This is a genomic window from Pseudomonas sp. B21-032 (assembly GCF_024748965.1).
Lineage (GTDB): Bacteria > Pseudomonadota > Gammaproteobacteria > Pseudomonadales > Pseudomonadaceae > Aquipseudomonas.
Map to the genome: position 1 here is coordinate 1671871 of NZ_CP087180.1, position 17049 is coordinate 1688919.

Below are 17049 nucleotides of genomic sequence, written 5' to 3' on the forward strand. Positions count from 1 at the left end.
GCATCACCCGGAACCCTCTCCAGGCCTACCACTATGATCGAACAACCCCTCGTCAGCATCGCCATTCCTGCCTTCAACCCCGAGTTCTTCAGTCGCGCGCTGCTCAGTGCCATCTCCCAGAGCTACACCAACCTCGAGGTCATCGTTTGCGACGACAGTCAGGGGGACGAGATCAAGGCCATTTTCGATGAGAGGGTTGCGCAGGCAAGCTGCGAGCTGCGCTATTCGCGCAACCCCGCGACCCTGGGCTTTGCCGGTAACCTGCTGCAATGCCTGGAGCACTCCCGGGGCGAGTTCATCAAGTTTCTTTGTGACGACGACTGGTTGATCGAAAACTGCATCGAGCAACAGGCGCGGATAATGGCCGATTGCCCCGAGGTCAACATGGTGGTCAACCACCGGCTGATCTGCGCGGCGGACGAGACGCTGTTGCCGCCGCGGCCGGCCAACTGCGTGATTGCCCCTTGCAGCGCGATCCTCAACGGCGGTGACATGCTCGATGCGGTCACCAGCAAGGTTCCCAACCTGTTTGGCGGCATCAGTCACATGCTCATGCGCCGGGCTGCGGTAGAGCAGTACCTGCCGCAGTTGGTGCAGCAGGGCGCAGGGTTCGTTGCGCGCCTGGACATGGCGCTGTACATGTGCCTGTTGCGCCGTGGGCACCTGGCCTACCTGTCCAACATGCTCAGTATCGAGCGGGTCCATGCCGGGCGTCTGAGCCATCAGGCCGGCATCACCCTTGCACACAAGACCGAGAGCGAATGGTTGCAGCAGATGCTCGCCGCCAACACCGGCGAAGCGCCACCGGCCACCGGCTGGATTCGCTACGTGGCGCTTGAGGATTTTCGCCCAGGCGAGACGCTGGAGTGGGACGAATATGAACTGACCCGCTTGTACGCCGGGCAGATGGGCCACTATCAGCAGCAAGTCGGTACCCACAGCCTGAGCTTTGCCGAGCTCTATGCCGAGTGGCTTGAGTGCCGCACTTTGTCGCCCGCGCAGATCAGCCTGCTGCCCAAACGGATCGAGCAATGGCCACGACAACCGCGCATCGTTGCTGTGGTGTTCGATCCACAGGGCGAGGCGATGCCGTTGAAGTCGACACTCGACAGCCTGGCCGCCCAGTCTTATGCGCCGCATCAGGTCTGGGTGCTTGGCACTCAAGAGCCGCCTGCGAGTGATGCGGGTGTCGAGTACAGCGCTTTGCGTGGCAATGGTTTTGAACAGCTCAATGCGCGGATCGCCAGGGCCGAATCGGCAGACTGGGTGTTGCTGCTACGCGCTGGTGATCGCCTGCATCCTCATGCCCTGGTGATCATGGCCGAGCGCCTGGCCTTGCACACGGACCGGTTGTGCCTGTACACCGATGAGGGCAGTGACGATAACCTGCAGGTTGGCCAGCCGATCTTCAAACCCGACTTCAACCTCGATCTGATGCGCAGCTTCCCCTACGTCGGACGAATGCTGGCCTTCGAGCGGACCCGGCTGTTGGAGCTGGGCGGCTTCACGGCTGATTATGACGTCCTGGCGCCGCAAGATCTGCTCTGGCGGATGGTTGAAAGCCATGGTTTGCAGGTGGTCGAGCACGTCGCCGAACTGCTGGTGCAAAGTCAGTACAGCTATTCCAGCTGGCAGTCCGAGCCGGCCTGCCTGGCCCAGGCACCACGCGTATTGCAGGCGCACCTGCAGCGCCTGGGTATCGAGGCCGAGCTGGTATCGGCCGAAAACAGCATGTTGACCCGAGTGCTGTACCAGCACGCTGATACGCCCGCGGTGTCGATCATCATCGTGGCCGGGCAAGACCTGCAGGCGCTTCGGCGCTGTGTCGAATCGATTTTCGAACACACCGCCTACCGCAACTATGAAGTACTGATCGCCACTAAGGGTGACGAGCCTCAGGATCTGCAGTCCTGGCTTGCTGCGATGCGGCAACTGGGCAGCGATCAGTTGCACATTGTCCAGTCCGAGGACAGCGCCGGGCAGCAACTGATCAACCAGGCCGCCGAGCAGGCGCGAGGCAGCTATCTGTTGCTAGTCGACCCTGGCTGCCTGATGTTCGATGGCCAGTGGCTGAGCGAATTGATGCGCCAGGGCCAGCGTCCGGAAGTCGGCATTGTCGGTCCGAAGATGTGTAGCAGCGCCGGCATGGTGGTCAATGCCGGGCTGCTGCTGGGTGTGCATGGCCTGGCGGGAAGCCCGTTCTACGGTCAGCCGGTCGATGCCGGTGGTTACATGAACCGCTTGCTTGCGGTACAGAACCTCAGCGCTGTCAGCGCCCATTGCCTGCTGGTGCGGCGCGACCTGTTCGATGCGCTGGGTGGTCTGGATGTCCAGGCATTCAGCGTTGAGTTGCTCGACGCCGATTTCTGCCTGCGTGCGCGTGAGCAGGGTTACCTGGTGGTCTGGACACCGTTTTCGATGGTGGCGCGCCTGCCAGTCGAGCAGGTTGTCGACACCAAGGCGATAGAGCGGGATCAACGCGCCTTCTACCAGCGCTGGCTGCCCCTGGTGGCCAACGATCCGGCCTACAACCGCAACCTTAGCCTGAAGCTGTCTAGCTACAATCTGGAACCGGGTTTGCGTAGTGGTTGGGACCCGTTCATCAGCCGGCCATTGCCCTATGTGCTGGCGTTGCCGGTCAACACCACGGCGGTTGGGCATTACCGGGTGGTGCAGCCATTTACCGAGCTGGAGCGGGCCGGCTGGATCCAGGGTCAGCTGGATTACGCCACGCCCAACACTATCGAAATGGAGCGTTGCAAGCCGGACTCGATCATCCTGCAGTGCCGTTACATGGCCAGTACCATTCGGGATATCGAGCGGGTCAAAACCTTTTCCAGTGCGCGGCGAATCTACGAGATCGACGACTACATCATCGACGTGCCGAAAAAGAATGCGCACAGCCGCAACATGCCGCAGAACATGCACGAACTGGTGAGCCGCGGCATTTCCCTGTGCGACCGCGTGGTGGTGTCGACCCAGCCGCTGGCTGATGCGCTGTCAAGCATGCACCATGATATCCGGGTGGTGCCGAACATGCTGGCGATGCACATGTGGAGCGACCTCAAGAGTCATCGACAAACCACCCTCAAGCCGCGTGTCGGCTGGGCTGGGGGCACCAGCCATCAAGGTGACCTGGAGCTGCTGGCCGAGGTGGTCCGCGAGCTTGCCGACGAGGTCGACTGGGTGTTCTTTGGTATGTGCCCGGAGGTGCTCAGGCCCTACGTCAAGGAGTACCACACCGGCATTGCCATGTCGCTCTATCCGCAGAAGCTGGCGAGCCTGAACCTGGATCTGGCGCTGGCACCGCTGGAAACCAACCTGTTCAACGACTGCAAGAGCAACCTGCGCTTGCTCGAGTATGGCGCCTGCGGCTTCCCCGTGGTGTGTTCCGATACCAAGGCTTACCAAGGCTACCTGCCATGCACGCGGGTGGCAGGCAACTCGACGCAGGCCTGGCTGGAAGCGATCCGCATGCATCTGGACGATCCCCAGGCCAGTTATCGCCAGGGCGATGCCCTGCGCGAAGTGGTGCTGCGCGACTTCATGCTGACACCCGACAAGCTTCAGCACTGGGCTAACGCCTGGTTGGCCGATTAACGACAGTGGCCGGCCTTGATGCTGGCCATGACAGATAACATGAGAACTAGGTGCACTATGGGCGAACAAGCAATCGGTTGTGCAGCGCTGCTGGATGACGTCACCGTCGTCTTGCTGGGTCAGGACGAGCCTGGCTATTCAGGGCGCGCCGCTCACTATTACCAGGCGCGCTTTGCACACCTGCAGACACTCGCAGCGCCGGCGTCGCAAACGTCGGTCGGTGACTGGTCCGAGCAGGTGCTGCAGACCCTGGAGCAGGTCGATACCGCGTTTGCGGTGCTGACCCTGGAGTGCGATTTCCTTCTGACCGATGGCATCGCTGCGGCGGTGCAAGCCTTGCAAGATGACGCCGATTACGTAATGGCTCAAGGTTACTCGCTGGGTTACCAGCCTGGTAATGGCGACGTGGACTACTACAAGATCGGCTCTGCACCCAAGGCTCAGTTGCATGCCAGCAACGCCCTGGGGCGTATTGCCGTGCATGCCGAGTACGGTTTGCAGGCGTGGCGGGCAGTGATCAGGACCGAGGTGTTGAAAACCGCGGTGCGCAGCGTGCCGGCGAACCTGTCGTTCGATAGCTGGTGTGTGGCGGTTTCCTATGGGCTGCTGGCCCAGGGCGCATCGCGGCTGCTGGCGCACACCAGTGCGATGGTCGAATACCGTCCCTGGAGTCTTTCCGAGCAGGCTCGCGAAGAGTTGCTGAGCCAGGCTGTGCGCCAGCTCCAGCACTGGGATGGCGAGCAGGCAGCGGTATTTGCCAGTGCCAGGGGCTTCGAAGTCCTCAATGCCTTCGTGCGCAATACCCACTCGCGCTGTGAGGCGCCATTGCTGTTCACTTCGCGCTGGGACAGCCTGTCGTCCGAACCACAAGTGACGTTCGAGCCAACCCAGTTTGTCGATATGCCGTACTACAACGGCAGCGTGTTCGGTCAGTTGCGCTCGAGCGAGTTCATGGTCCATGCCTGGCCCGCCGGACAGCTTCACAGCCGGGCGCTGGAAGGTACCTGGGTACGGCAGCAAGCATTGCTTGCCGAGCATCCCAACGATACCGCCGAGAGCCTCATGGCCCGCTACTGGCAGGCCTTTGCACTGGGTGTGTTCAACCCGCAGGTTTGCCAGCGCCTGCTGGCAGGCCTGGGCGAGCAGGACCAGGGGCTGCGCCGCGACCTTGGCACCTGGCTGGAGCAACTCCAATTGCTGCCGGCTACCGCTGTGCAGACGCAGCTGGCGAGCACGCCTTCGGGCAAGGTGCTGGCGGCAATCGCTGCGGCCACCCCGGACAGCGCCGCCCGCGAGCGCATTTTTGCCCACCTGGGGAAAACCCCGGCGCCGCAGACAGCCTTTGTAGTGATCGATCTTGCGGACGATAACGCAGGTTTGCAGGATACCTTCGACAGCCTGGTCGCCAGCGGTTTGCGCAACTTCAAGATTGTCGTGCTCAAGGCCGGCGAACTGCCGGCCATCACCACGGCCCGGGATGCCCTGCACTTTATCAAGGTTACGCCGGCCAACATGGTTGCGCACCTGAACCAGGTGGTACGCCAGCTTTCCAGCGAATGGCTGTTGATGTTGCAGGCGGGCGATGTACTGGCTACCGGCGGCTTGTTGCGTTTGCAGGTCGAGCTGCCTGGCGCCCAGGCGTGCCATGCGATCTGCGCCAACGAAGTCCAGCGCGACAGCGACGGGCGCCTGCTCAGTGTCGTACGTCCTGGTTGCGACCTGGACCTGCTGCGCAGTCGTCCTGACCTGATGGCCCGGCATTGGCTGGTGCGTCGCCAGGCCGTTGTCGACCTGGGCGGTTACAGTGAAGACTGTGCGCAAGCGCTGGAATTCGATCTGCTCCTGCGTCTGGTCGAAGCCAGCGGTATCAGCGGCATGGCCCACCTGGACGAGTACCTGGTGATCGGCCAGCAAGCGCCGGAGTCGATGGCTGGTCAAGCCCTGACCACCCTCAAGCGTCATTTGAACGTGCTGGGTTACCGTGGCCAGGTCAACGAAAGTACCGACGGTACCTTCCAGGTTGACTTCCGTCATCCGCAGACCCCGCAAGTGAGCATTGTGCTGGTTGCCGATTCCGATCTCGAGCAGCTCAAAGTAAGCCTGGCAAGCGTGGTCCAGCGTACTCGCTATGCCCGTTACGAGGTGATCGTCACCTGCGAGGCGGCCAATGCCGAGGCGGTAGCCGCAGGCCTTGCCACGGTGCAGGGGCTGGGATCGCGGGTGCGCTTGTTTGCCTGTGAGTCGTCGGTGCGGGCACAGATGGTCAACCAGGCTGCGGCCCAGGCCCAGGGGCAGTACCTGGTGCTGATGTCGAGCCGCAGCGAGGTGGTGTCGCCGGCCTGGATCGAATCCCTGCTCAACCAGGCTCAGCGCCCTGAGGTGGGTGTTGTCGGTTGCCAGATGTTCGATCGCGATGGCGTCATCAGTCATGCCGGTTACGAGCTGCTCGGCAGTGGCCTGGTACGCAATGCCCGGCAGGGTGCTTCGCGTGTGCGAGTGACATTGCCCGGGCTGGAAGCGGTAAGAGGTTGCCAGGCGGTGTCGGCCGACTGCCTGATGGTGGGCAAGGCGTTGTTCGAGCAGTGTGCCGGGCTGGATGAACAGCTTGCGGGTGGTACCGATGTCGACCTGTGCCTGAAGGCTGCACAAGCCGGTTTGCTGGCGATCTGCGTACCCCAGGCGCAAGTGCTTAACATCGCAGTGCCATTGCCTGTGCGGGAACAGTGCCAAGCGCTGGTCCAGCGCTGGCCGGCAGCCTTCAGCACCCGTGTTGTAGTCGATGTCGAGCATGGCGTTGACGTTTCGCGTGTAGTAGTGGCCGGTGGCAACGGCGTGCTGGAGTGGTTGCCTTAACAGGCCTCTGGCGCGAAATATGCAAAGCCGGGCGCAATGCCCGGCTTTTTTATGCCTGCGATTCGCTAAGCCCCCGTGTCTACAGCCTTGTGCTCCTGCACTGGCAGGGGGTCGATGGCAGATTATTGACAGTTCGCCTCGCAGGCCACCGCCGTTGCCTGGGCAACCTGTCCTTGGCTGTCGGGTTTCCAACCAATTCTGGAGTTTGAAGATGTCGAATACCCTGGGCGTTGATGGGTATAGGCTTGAGCAGGCGATGGCTCGCTTGCAGCTGATCTATACCAAGCCGGCGCATCCCTACTATATTGCGGCGCCGGATTACCGGGAGACGTCTTCAGGAGTCTGCACGCTTCATTACCTGTGCCACGCGTTGAACCTGAGCGGCCGCGAGGCCTATATTTGCGGCGGCAAGGTGGTCAACCCCGAGCTGAAAACGCCACTGCTCGACCAGGCGACCGCCGATCGCCATATCGCCAGCGGCAAGGTGCCCATTACGGTCTATCCGGAAGTCACCAGCGGCAACCCGCTCAGCGGCAAAGTAGTCGCACGCTACCTGTTGAACGTCGAGGGCTTCCTGACGGGCAGGGCGATGGAGGAAGAGCCGGATGATCTGCTGTTCTATTACGATGCGCGGATCGCCGCCAAGAAGGGGGTCAGTGTCGCCGACCTGCTGTGCTTCCCGATTATCGATATCTCGCTGTTCAATGCACCTGATCCTAGCGTGCCTCGCCAGGGGCATTACCTGTATCAGAACCGGCATCCTCTGGATCAGGTGGACTATGCCTCGCTGCCGGCAGGCATTCGCCTGCTCAGTGTTGCCAACCCGCTGTCGCTGGTTGAACTGGCCAAGGTCCTGCGCAGTGCCGAAGTGCTGTACAGCTATGAATGGTCGATGACCTGTGCCATTGCTGTGCTATGCGGTTGCCCGGTGATCTTCATGGCCGGGCACAGCGTCGATCAGGTGTTTCTCGACGGTATCTTCTTCGGCAGGCAAGGTTTTGCCTTGTCGGATGAAACCGATGCGCTGGAGGTTGCCCGTGCCGGGGTGCAGGGGGCCTTGCAGCGTTACGTCGCGGTCACCGAGCCGTTCTGGCAGCAGCTGGATGTCTTCATTGAAAAAACCCAGGCGGCAGCGCAACAGCAGGCACTGGCGGACAAGCAAGGCATGCTGGCCTGGCTCGAGCAGCGCTGCCCCGAAGAACCGCAACGCGCGGCATTGATGCAGCGCCTGGCCAGCGGCCCCGCGCCGATGCTGGGCGTGCTGGTGCTGGGTAGTGACGACGCTGATCAGGCGTTGATGCGTACCCTTGAGAGCCTTGCTCCCGATCAGTGCCTTTATCGCCACCTGCAGGTGGTGACCCTCGGGGCTGCGACGCCAGCGTCAGGCGTGCCGGGTTTATCGGTGCACCACCGGCCGTGCCAGGCAGCGCAGCGTAGCGAGGTCATCAACCGGGTCGTGGCCGACAGCGGCTGCGACTGGTTCATGGTGGTCGAGGCGGGGGTCGAGTTCACCCCTGGCGGTTTGTTGCTGGTGGCCCTGGAGCTTGTCAATGCAGCCGATGCCTGTGTTGCCGCCTACGCTGACGAAGCCATGCGCATGGGCAACGGCTCGTTGGGTATTTCGCTTCGGCCAGACCTGAACCTTGATCTGCTTTTGAGCCTGCCGGCCAGTGTCTCGCCGCACTGGCTGTTGCGAAGTAGCGAGTTCCTGGCGCAAGGCGGCTTCGATACCGGCTGTGGCCAGGCGTTCGAGCTGGAGTACCAGCTGCGCCTGGTCGAGCAGCGCGGCTTGAGTGGTATCGAGCATATCAGTGAGCCGCTGTTGGTCAGCGAAGCGTTGCGCTTCGCTGACTGTGCCAGCGAGCGGGAGGTGGTAGGGCGTCATCTCAAGGCCCGGGGCTATGCTCAGGCGCACGTCGATTCGCACCTGCCTGGCCACTATCGACTGGACTATGGGCATGCCGATCAGCCCATGGTGAGCATTGTGATTTTGCTCGATGGTGCCCTCGAACAGTTCCAGCGCTGCATTGAGGCGCTGTTGCAGCACACCGACTACCCCTGCTACGAGGTCCTGTTGCTCGATCCGGGAAGTGACGAACCGCAAGTGCGCCAATGGTTGCAGGGGATCGAGCAAATCGGTGGCGATCAGTTGCGGGTGCTGTCTTTTGCCCAGGGCCAGTGCCCGGCACTGTTGCGCAATGACGCAGGGCGACTGGCGCGCGGTGAGTACCTGCTGTGGCTGGATGCGACAGCGGCGCCGATTGCCAAGGGCTGGTTGCAGCAGTTGCTCAATCACGCCCAGCGTCCGGAGGTCGCAGCCGTGGGCGCCAAGCTGCTGTCGATGAACGGCAGGATTCACCACGCTGGGCTGGTTCTGGGCTTGCGCGGGCCGGTGGGACGGGTATTTGCCGGCTACGCTCACAGCGACTCCGGCTACATGCAGCGGCTCACGGTCGATCAGAATTACTCGGCGCTCAGCGGTGAATGCCTGATGGTACGCCGCGACCTGTTTGTCGAGGCTGGGGGGTTTGACGAGGCGCCTGCACTGGCGCGCTGGATGGACGTCGATCTGTGCTTGCGCCTGCGCCAGGCCGGTTACCTCAACGTCTGGACGCCTCATGCACAACTGTTGATCGACAGGCCGGCAATGGCCGATGCCAGTGTGGAAGAAGAGGACGCCCTGTATGCGCGCTGGTTGCCGGTGCTGGCCCATGATCCGGCCTACAACCGCCATCTGTCGCTGGCCCATGCCGGTGGCTTCAAGGTCGCCAGCCTGCAGTCGACCTGGCAGCCGCCACAGGGGCAGCGAGAGATGCCGGTGCTGGTGGTCCATCCGCTTGATCAGGGTGAACTGGGCTATTCGCGGGTAGTGCGTCCATTCAATGGCTTGAAGGCTGCCGGTTACATCGATGGCCGGGTGTCGCCGGGGTTGACGCCCCTGGTCGAGCTGGAGCGCCTGGCAGCGGATGTAGTGGTGTTCCAGGGTGGGCTGGATGCACCGCGCCTTGAAGTCATGCGGCGGATTCAGGCGTTCTCGCGTGCCTTTACGGTTCTGGAGCTGAGCGACTACCTGCCGGATCTGCCGGTGGGCAGTGCCCGCCGTGAGGGCCTGGGCGAGGATGTGTTCCACAGCCTGCAGCAAGCCCTGGGGTGCGTCGACCGCCTGGTGGTGCCGACGGCGGCGCTGGCACAGGCGTTTGCCGGCCTGCATGGCGATATCCGGGTGGTCGAGACGCGCTTGTCGATCGACGCCTGGCGCCATATAAAGGGGCAGCGCCGAACGGCTGGCCGGCCTCGCCTGGGGTGGGTTGGCAGCAGCGAGCAGGCAAGTGACCTGGAGGTTATCGCGCCCGTTATCAAGGCCTTGGCTGCGGATGTCGAGTGGGTTTTCTTCGGCTTCTGCCCCAATAGCCTGCGGCCCTATGTACACGAGTACCACGAGGGTGTCGAAGTTCAGCAGTACCCACAAAAGCTGGCAGGCTTGAACCTGGACCTCGCTCTGGTGCCGCTGCAGCAGACCCTGTTCAATGTTTGCAGAGGTAACCAGCGTCAACTGGAGTTCGGCGCATGCGCCGTGCCGGTGATCTGTAGCGACATCGGCCAGGAGCAGGACGACTTGCCCGTGTCCCGTGTGCACAACAGCTACGAGCACTGGATCGAGGCTATTGGCCTGCACCTGGCCAATCTTGATGCTGCCCAGCGCCGCGGTGATGAGCTCAGGGATGCCGTTCATCGGTGCTGGATGCTCGACGAGGATCATCTGCAGCGTTGGCGCAGCGCCTGGTTGCCCGCCTGATCCCCAGCTGACCCCGCGTCCACCGCGTTGCCCGAGTCGATCGGCAGCCCGGTGGACGGTGTGCTCGTCCCGTGTCGCCAGCCTCCCGGGGTGCCTTTCGCAGCGTCGACACCCGCCAAACTAGCAATCTTTGATAGTCACAAAGTGCCAATGGCTGACATTTGTGATGGGTAATCTTTGTGCAACAGTGACTTGGCAGTCGAAACGGGCATCTTTAATCTATTGAGTCGTCGGGCGGTACTGGCGGGCGGGGTGCGCGCAGGCTCGCAAGCCCTTGGTTACCAGGTTCCAGTGCCCGTGAAAATCCGCATATCTATCGGGAAGCCACAATGATTGGCATCAAAAGCATTGCGAGTTACGTACCTGTCGAGGGTGTGGACAACTACGCCCAGGGTGCGAAATTCGCCAAGGACCAGGAATTCATTCTCGGCAAGATCGGTTCGACCTTCCTGCCGCGCAAAGACGCAGGCCAGGAAACCTCCGACCTGTGTGTGGAGGCGGTAAAGGCCCTGTTCGCTGCCAATCCGAGCCTGGTGCCTGAGTCCATCGACGCCCTGATTGTCGTTACCCAGAACGGCGACGAAGAAGGTTTGCCGCACACTGCAGCCATCGTCCAGGACAAACTGGGCCTGCCGACCCACGTGGCGGCCTTCGATATTTCCCTGGGCTGCTCGGGCTATGTCTACGGCTTGTATGCCATGAAAGGCTTCATGGAGGCGGCGGGGCTGAAAAACGGTCTGCTGATCACCGCTGACCCTTACTCGAAGATCGTCGACCCTGAAGACCGCAACACCACCATGCTGTTTGGTGATGCCGCGACTGTTACCTGGATGGGCGAGGGCGCCCAGTGGCAGCTGGGCAAGGCCAAGTTCGGTACTGATGGCGGCGGCGCTGCGCACCTGAAGGTCAGTGACGGGGTGTTCTTCATGAACGGTCGCCAGGTGTTCAACTTTGCCTTGCTCAAGGTGCCGGCGCACCTGCATGAGCTGTTGGGCGAAAGCCAGTTGGCACCGGCTGACATCGACCTGTTCTGTATCCACCAGGGCAGTGCGGCGATTGTCGACGCCGTCGCCCGGCGCTTCGAAGATGACCCGGACAAATTCGTCAAGGACATGGTCGAGACGGGTAACACCGTGTCGTCGAGCATTCCCTTGCTGCTTGAGAAGCACGTGCTCGGTTCGCGCCACCAGCGCGTTGCCTTGAGCGGTTTCGGTGTAGGTCTTTCGTGGGGCTCGGCGATTATCGAGCGCAACGACTGATTTCTGCGCCAGCCTGAAAATAGAGCGCTGCCGGTTGCCCGGTGGCGCTTTTTTTTATCTCCAGCATTTATGGGTAAGTGTTTTTTTGGCGTCAAACCCTTGATTTCATTGGGGTGGCAGGGTGCCATTAAAAAATTTGCAAAAACCCCTAAAGCAACCGCGCCAGACGACGATAACTATTACGAAGGTTCTCTAGGCCACACCCGGCGGATGCCAGGGCCGGAAGCCGCAGTATCCCAAACACGAGGAATTCGTCATGGCATTAACCGTTAACACCAACACTACCTCCCTGGGCGTTCAGAAGAACCTGAACCGCGCTTCCGACGCTCTGAGCACCTCGATGAGCCGTCTGTCCTCTGGCCTGAAAATCAACAGCGCCAAAGACGACGCCGCCGGCCTGCAGATCTCTACCCGTATGACCTCGCAGATCCGCGGTCAGACCATGGCAATCAAAAACGCCAACGACGGTATCTCGATCGCCCAGACCGCTGAAGGCGCGATGCAAGAGCAGGTCAACATCCTGCAGCGTATGCGTGAACTGGCTCTGCAATCGCGAAACGACTCGAACGATTCGACTAACCGTACCTCGCTGGACAACGAGTTCAAGCAGATGTCTGCGGAACTGACTCGTATCGCCCAGTCCACCCAGCTGAACGGCAAAAACCTGCTGGACGGTTCGGCTAGCACCATGACCTTCCAGGTTGGTTCCAACACTGGCGGCGAAAACCAGATCAGCATCGACCTGAGCGCCAAGTTCCTGGCCAGCGACCTGGGTATCACCAGCGCCATCACCATCGCCGGTAGCGACAGCACCACTGCCCAGACCAACTTCTCGGCTGCCATGGGCGCGATCGACTCCGCTCTGGCGAAGATCGGTACCGCTCGTGCTGACCTGGGTGCGGTGCAGAACCGTATGACCAGCACCATCAACAACCTGCAAAACATCAACGAGAACGCTGAAGCTGCTCGTGGTCGCGTACAAGATACCGACTTCGCCGCTGAAACTGCTCAGATGACCAAGCAGCAAACTCTGCAACAAGCTTCGACTTCGGTTCTGGCCCAGGCCAACCAACTGCCGTCGGCTGTACTGAAGCTGCTGGGCTAATCACTCGGTAGTTGTCGGCGGGGGAGTGCATCTACGGCACTCCTCCGCCTTTTGCATTGAGAGGTGGTGACATGGATATGAGCGTCAAGCTGAACCTGTCTTACCCGACGGTGAAGCCGGTCGAGCCGACCACCGAACGCCCTGCGGCCAAGCCTGTAGCGGCAGTTGAAGCCATCACGCCAGTCAAGGAAGCTACCGACAAGGGGCTGTCCGAAGCTGAGAAGGTCAAGAACGCGGTCAAGGATATCGAGAAATTCCTTGCGTCATCGCGTCGTAACCTTGAATTTTCCACGGATGAAGAATCCGGCCGAATTATAGTTAAAGTCATCGCCAGCGAGACCGGAGAGCTGATCCGCCAACTTCCTTCGGAAGAGGCGTTGAAGATCGCTCACAGTCTGAGCGATGTAAACAGCCTGCTGTTCAACGCCAAGGCCTGATGCTGGCGGCTGAGCGGCAAGTTCGCTAGTCTGGCAAGGCTAGGGCGGCGCGCAACCATGAGGGAGTAGCAATGGCGAGTACAATTTTACCGAGTGTCGGTCTGGGTTCCGGGGTAGACATCAACAAGATCGTTGATGTGCTTGTCAAGGCGGACACCGGTCCCAAGGCGAACCAGATCAAACGCCAGACCGCCAACAACACGGCCATGCTTTCCGGGGTAGCGTCGCTCAAGAGTGCGCTTTCTGTTTACCAGGAAGCGATGAAAAAGCTCAACGATCCGAAGGCGCCAGCCTTCAGTGCCTACACCGCGACCTCCAGCAGTGACACCACGGTCAAGGCCACGTCGAACAACAAGGCGGTGCCCGGTACCTACACCGTTCTGGTCGACAAGCTGGCGACCGCGTCCAAGGTGGCCAGCCAGAACTTTACCGGCGGGGCCAGCACTTCGATCCCTGAAGGCGACCTGACCATTACCCAGGATGGCGTGGTCCACACTGTGAAGGTGGGGGCAGGTGCGACCTTGCAATCGGTTCGCGACTCGATCAACTCGTCGCTGGCCGAGCAGGGCATCACTGCCAACATCGTCAATGGCAAGGACGGCTCGCGCCTGGTCTTCAGCTCGACCAAGACCGGTGAGGGTACCGATATTTCAGTCGACGGTATCGCCGAGCTGAAGATCAACGGTACTACCAAAATGAACGGTGATGGTGCCGGCTACATCGACGGCCTCGCCCAGGACGCCGAGCTGAGCATCGACGGCCTGAAGGTTACCAGCAAGTCCAATACCGTCGACGGCGCAATCAGTGGCATGAGCCTGGAGCTGCTGCAGGTCACTGCCACGGACAAGCCTATCAAGGTAACGGTCGGTGAAAACACTGCCGGCCTGAAGGCCTCGGTGCAGAACTTTGTCGATGCCTACAACACCCTGGTCAAGGCGGCCAACAGCCTGACGGCGGTGTCCAAGGACGCTGATGGCAAGACTGTGCTCGGGCCGCTGACCAACGATCCGACCACGCGCTCGATGCTGTCGGACTTGCGCAAGCAACTGGCGACCGAGTCGGGCAGTGGTCGTCTGACCACCCTCAGCCAGCTGGGCATTAACACGGCAAAGGACGGTACCCTGGAGTTCAACTCCACCAAGTACGATGCCGCGATGAAGGACAAGAAGCTCGGCCCGGACGTGCAGGAGCTGTTCACCGGCACTGAAGGCGTGTTCGCGCACATGACCAAGGCGGTCGAGCCGTACCTGCAGACAGGTGGCATCCTCGACACCCGCAAGGCTGGCCTGGACAAGCTGCAAAAGGACCTCGACAACCAGCAACTGGCCCTGGACCGGCGCATCACTTCGCTGACCGAATCCCTGACCAAGCGCTACGTGGCCATGGATACCCTGGTCGGCAAGCTCGAAGCCCAGCGCAAGAACATCGCCTCGATGTTCGCCTCGATCGAGGCGCAGCAGAAAAACTCCTGATTCGGCGTTGTGCCAGAAGCCCGGCAGTACCCCTAGGGGGACTCCGGGCTTTTTGCCGTACGCGCTAAAGTTTTTTGACGCGCAGGCGATACAAGCGGTATATGAAACCTTTTTTGCGGTGACGAGGTAGAACATGAATCCGATGTTGGCCCTTCGGCAGTACCAGAAAGTCAACGGCGTGGCCCAGACCTCCGTGGCCAGCCCGCATCGTCTGGTGCAGATGTTGATGCAGGGCGGTCTTGATCGCATTGCCCAGGCCAAGGGTGCCATGGCGCGTAACGACGTGGCCCAGCGCGGCATCCTGATCGGCAAGGCAATCGGTATTGTCGGCGGTTTGCGTGAAGGCCTGGACCTGGAAAACCACGCCGATTCGCTGACCGACCTGGATAACCTGTATTCGTACATGAGCAAGCGCCTGGTCGAGGCGAACGTGCAGAACGATCCGGAAATCCTCAACGAAGTGGCGCGCCTGCTGATTACCGTCAAGGAAGGCTGGGACGCGATCGGCGATCAACTCGCCGACGCCTAGGAGATTGCAATGAGTGTCGTGCTCGAACGTATCGAACAAACCCGCGAGGCATTGCTGGGTGCCCTGGCCAGTCGTGACTGGGAGGCGATCAGCGAGCTCGACGTCAGTTGCCGTCTGTGCGTGGACGATGTGCTGGCCGAAGCGTCGGTGGATGAGCTGACGCTGCGCAGCAAGCTCGAGGAGTTGCTGGGCGTCTACAAGGAATTAATTGAAGTTGCAAGTGGGGAGCGTCAATCAATAGTCGATGAGATGACGCAGATCCGACAAGCCAAAAACGCGGCAAAGGTATACCATTTGTTCAGCTGAAACTGGGCAAAACAAAAAGCAGTGCGCCATAAATTTGACTATGTACGGTTTTTTGACTTAACTAGTGGCTGTTTTCTAATTTCAGACGTCCGAACACTGACCGTTCAGTCGGAATGATGTCGAGCTTGCCCTTACAAGGGCGCCGAGATGACTAGGGAAGTTGTTATTGCATGTGGCGTGAAACCAAAATTCTCCTGATCGATGACGATAGCGCTCGCCGCCGTGATCTGGCGGTAGTGTTGAATTTTCTTGGCGAAGAAAATCTGCCCTGCTCGAGCCATGACTGGCAGCAGGTTGTCGAGTCGTTGTCATCCAGTCGTGAAGTGCTCTGTGTCCTGATCGGGACCGTGAATGCTCCGGCAAGTCTGATGGGCTTGCTTAAGACAGTGGCTGGATGGGATGAGTTCCTTCCGGTTCTGCTTCTGGGCGAAATTTCTTCTGCCGAGCTGCCGGACGACCTGCGCCGTCGCGTACTCTCCAACCTCGAAATGCCGCCGAGCTACAGCAAATTGCTCGATTCGCTGCACCGTGCCCAGGTCTATCGCGAGATGTACGACCAGGCCCGCGAGCGCGGCCGCCAGCGCGAACCCAATCTGTTCCGCAGCCTGGTCGGCACCAGCCGGGCGATCCAGCACGTGCGCCAGATGATGCAGCAAGTGGCCGATACCGACGCCAGCGTGCTGATCCTCGGTGAGTCGGGCACCGGCAAGGAGGTGGTTGCGCGTAACCTGCACTACCACTCCAAGCGCCGCGAAGCGCCGTTCGTGCCGGTCAACTGCGGGGCGATTCCGGCCGAGCTGCTGGAAAGCGAACTGTTCGGCCACGAGAAGGGTGCCTTTACCGGGGCGATTACCAGCCGTGCCGGGCGTTTCGAGCTGGCCAACGGCGGCACCCTGTTCCTCGACGAGATCGGCGACATGCCGTTGCCGATGCAGGTCAAGCTGCTGCGCGTGCTGCAGGAACGCACCTTCGAGCGCGTGGGTAGCAACAAGACCCAGAGCATCGATGTACGCATCATCGCCGCGACCCACAAGAACCTCGAAAGCATGATCGAGGTGGGGACCTTTCGCGAAGACCTGTACTACCGCCTCAACGTCTTCCCTATCGAGATGGCCCCGCTGCGCGAGCGCGTCGAAGACATCCCGCTGCTGATGAACGAGCTGATCTCGCGCATGGAGCACGAGAAGCGCGGTTCGATCCGCTTCAACTCGGCCGCGATCATGTCGCTGTGCCGGCACGGCTGGCCGGGCAACGTCCGCGAGCTGGCCAACCTGGTCGAGCGCATGGCGATCATGCACCCGTACGGGGTGATCGGCGTGTCGGAGCTGCCGAAGAAATTCCGCTACGTCGACGACGAAGACGAGCAACTGGTCGACAGCCTGCGCTCGGACCTCGAAGAGCGCGTGGCCATCAACGGCCATACACCGAACTTCGCCAGCCACGCGATGTTGCCGCCTGAAGGCCTGGACCTCAAGGACTACCTCGGTGGCCTGGAGCAGGGCCTGATCCAGCAAGCGCTGGATGATGCCAACGGCATCGTCGCCCGCGCTGCCGAGCGCCTGCGCATTCGTCGCACCACCCTGGTGGAGAAGATGCGCAAGTACGGCATGAGCCGCCGTGAAGGGGATGAACAGGCAGAGGATTGACGCCTGGGTGGCCATGGTGAGTCGCGCAATGCGCTCATCATGGCTA

Annotated in this window: 10 protein-coding genes; all 10 read left to right on the forward strand. The window is 61.1% G+C overall.

Annotated elements, in window-relative coordinates; translation table 11 throughout:
- Positions 1 to 33 precede the first annotated feature (33 nt).
- Positions 34 to 3600 (forward strand): glycosyltransferase, encoded by a 3567-nt coding sequence (locus tag LOY54_RS07750; RefSeq protein ID WP_258610090.1) that lies wholly within the window; start codon positions 34 to 36, stop codon positions 3598 to 3600.
- 57 nt (positions 3601 to 3657) lie between these two features.
- Positions 3658 to 6453, forward strand: a complete 2796-nt coding sequence (locus LOY54_RS07755; RefSeq protein WP_258610091.1) for a glycosyltransferase — start codon at positions 3658 to 3660, stop codon at positions 6451 to 6453.
- A 211-nt stretch (positions 6454 to 6664) separates the two neighbouring features.
- Positions 6665 to 10249 carry a glycosyltransferase family 2 protein gene (locus tag LOY54_RS07760; RefSeq protein ID WP_258610092.1) on the forward strand — a complete coding sequence of 1195 codons (3585 nt, stop codon included), beginning with the start codon at positions 6665 to 6667 and terminating at the stop codon, positions 10247 to 10249.
- 329 nt (positions 10250 to 10578) lie between these two features.
- The gene (locus LOY54_RS07765; RefSeq protein ID WP_093385623.1) at positions 10579 to 11508 is read left to right on the forward strand and encodes a ketoacyl-ACP synthase III; all 930 of its coding nucleotides are present in this window, start codon (positions 10579 to 10581) and stop codon (positions 11506 to 11508) included.
- Between the two features lie 256 nt (positions 11509 to 11764).
- Positions 11765 to 12613, forward strand: coding sequence for a flagellin domain-containing protein (locus LOY54_RS07770; protein ID WP_045200267.1), 849 nt, complete (start codon positions 11765 to 11767; stop codon positions 12611 to 12613).
- 71 nt (positions 12614 to 12684) lie between these two features.
- A complete protein-coding gene (locus tag LOY54_RS07775) occupies positions 12685 to 13050 on the forward strand; it encodes a flagellar protein FlaG (RefSeq protein WP_093385619.1) in 366 nt (121 codons plus the stop codon).
- Between the two features lie 71 nt (positions 13051 to 13121).
- Positions 13122 to 14522 carry a flagellar filament capping protein FliD gene (fliD, locus tag LOY54_RS07780; protein WP_258610093.1) on the forward strand — a complete coding sequence of 467 codons (1401 nt, stop codon included), beginning with the start codon at positions 13122 to 13124 and terminating at the stop codon, positions 14520 to 14522.
- 133 nt (positions 14523 to 14655) lie between these two features.
- On the forward strand, positions 14656 to 15051 hold the full coding sequence (gene fliS, locus LOY54_RS07785) for a flagellar export chaperone FliS (RefSeq protein ID WP_045200275.1): 396 nt from the start codon (positions 14656 to 14658) through the stop codon (positions 15049 to 15051).
- A 9-nt stretch (positions 15052 to 15060) separates the two neighbouring features.
- The gene (locus LOY54_RS07790) at positions 15061 to 15357 is read left to right on the forward strand and encodes a flagellar protein FliT (protein WP_045200277.1); all 297 of its coding nucleotides are present in this window, start codon (positions 15061 to 15063) and stop codon (positions 15355 to 15357) included.
- A gap of 170 nt (positions 15358 to 15527) precedes the next feature.
- Positions 15528 to 17003: a transcriptional regulator FleQ gene (fleQ, locus tag LOY54_RS07795; protein WP_038996385.1), complete on the forward strand. Its 1476-nt coding sequence runs from the start codon at positions 15528 to 15530 to the stop codon at positions 17001 to 17003.
- Positions 17004 to 17049 lie beyond the last annotated feature (46 nt).

Coding starts and splice junctions, on each gene's coding strand:
- LOY54_RS07750 (WP_258610090.1), top strand. CDS start 34: ATGATCGAACAACCCCTCGTCAGCATCGCCATTCCTGCCTTCAACCCC.
- LOY54_RS07755 (WP_258610091.1), top strand. CDS start 3,658: ATGGGCGAACAAGCAATCGGTTGTGCAGCGCTGCTGGATGACGTCACC.
- LOY54_RS07760 (WP_258610092.1), top strand. CDS start 6,665: ATGTCGAATACCCTGGGCGTTGATGGGTATAGGCTTGAGCAGGCGATG.
- LOY54_RS07765 (WP_093385623.1), top strand. CDS start 10,579: ATGATTGGCATCAAAAGCATTGCGAGTTACGTACCTGTCGAGGGTGTG.
- LOY54_RS07770 (WP_045200267.1), top strand. CDS start 11,765: ATGGCATTAACCGTTAACACCAACACTACCTCCCTGGGCGTTCAGAAG.
- LOY54_RS07775 (WP_093385619.1), top strand. CDS start 12,685: ATGGATATGAGCGTCAAGCTGAACCTGTCTTACCCGACGGTGAAGCCG.
- fliD (WP_258610093.1), top strand. CDS start 13,122: ATGGCGAGTACAATTTTACCGAGTGTCGGTCTGGGTTCCGGGGTAGAC.
- fliS (WP_045200275.1), top strand. CDS start 14,656: ATGAATCCGATGTTGGCCCTTCGGCAGTACCAGAAAGTCAACGGCGTG.
- LOY54_RS07790 (WP_045200277.1), top strand. CDS start 15,061: ATGAGTGTCGTGCTCGAACGTATCGAACAAACCCGCGAGGCATTGCTG.
- fleQ (WP_038996385.1), top strand. CDS start 15,528: ATGTGGCGTGAAACCAAAATTCTCCTGATCGATGACGATAGCGCTCGC.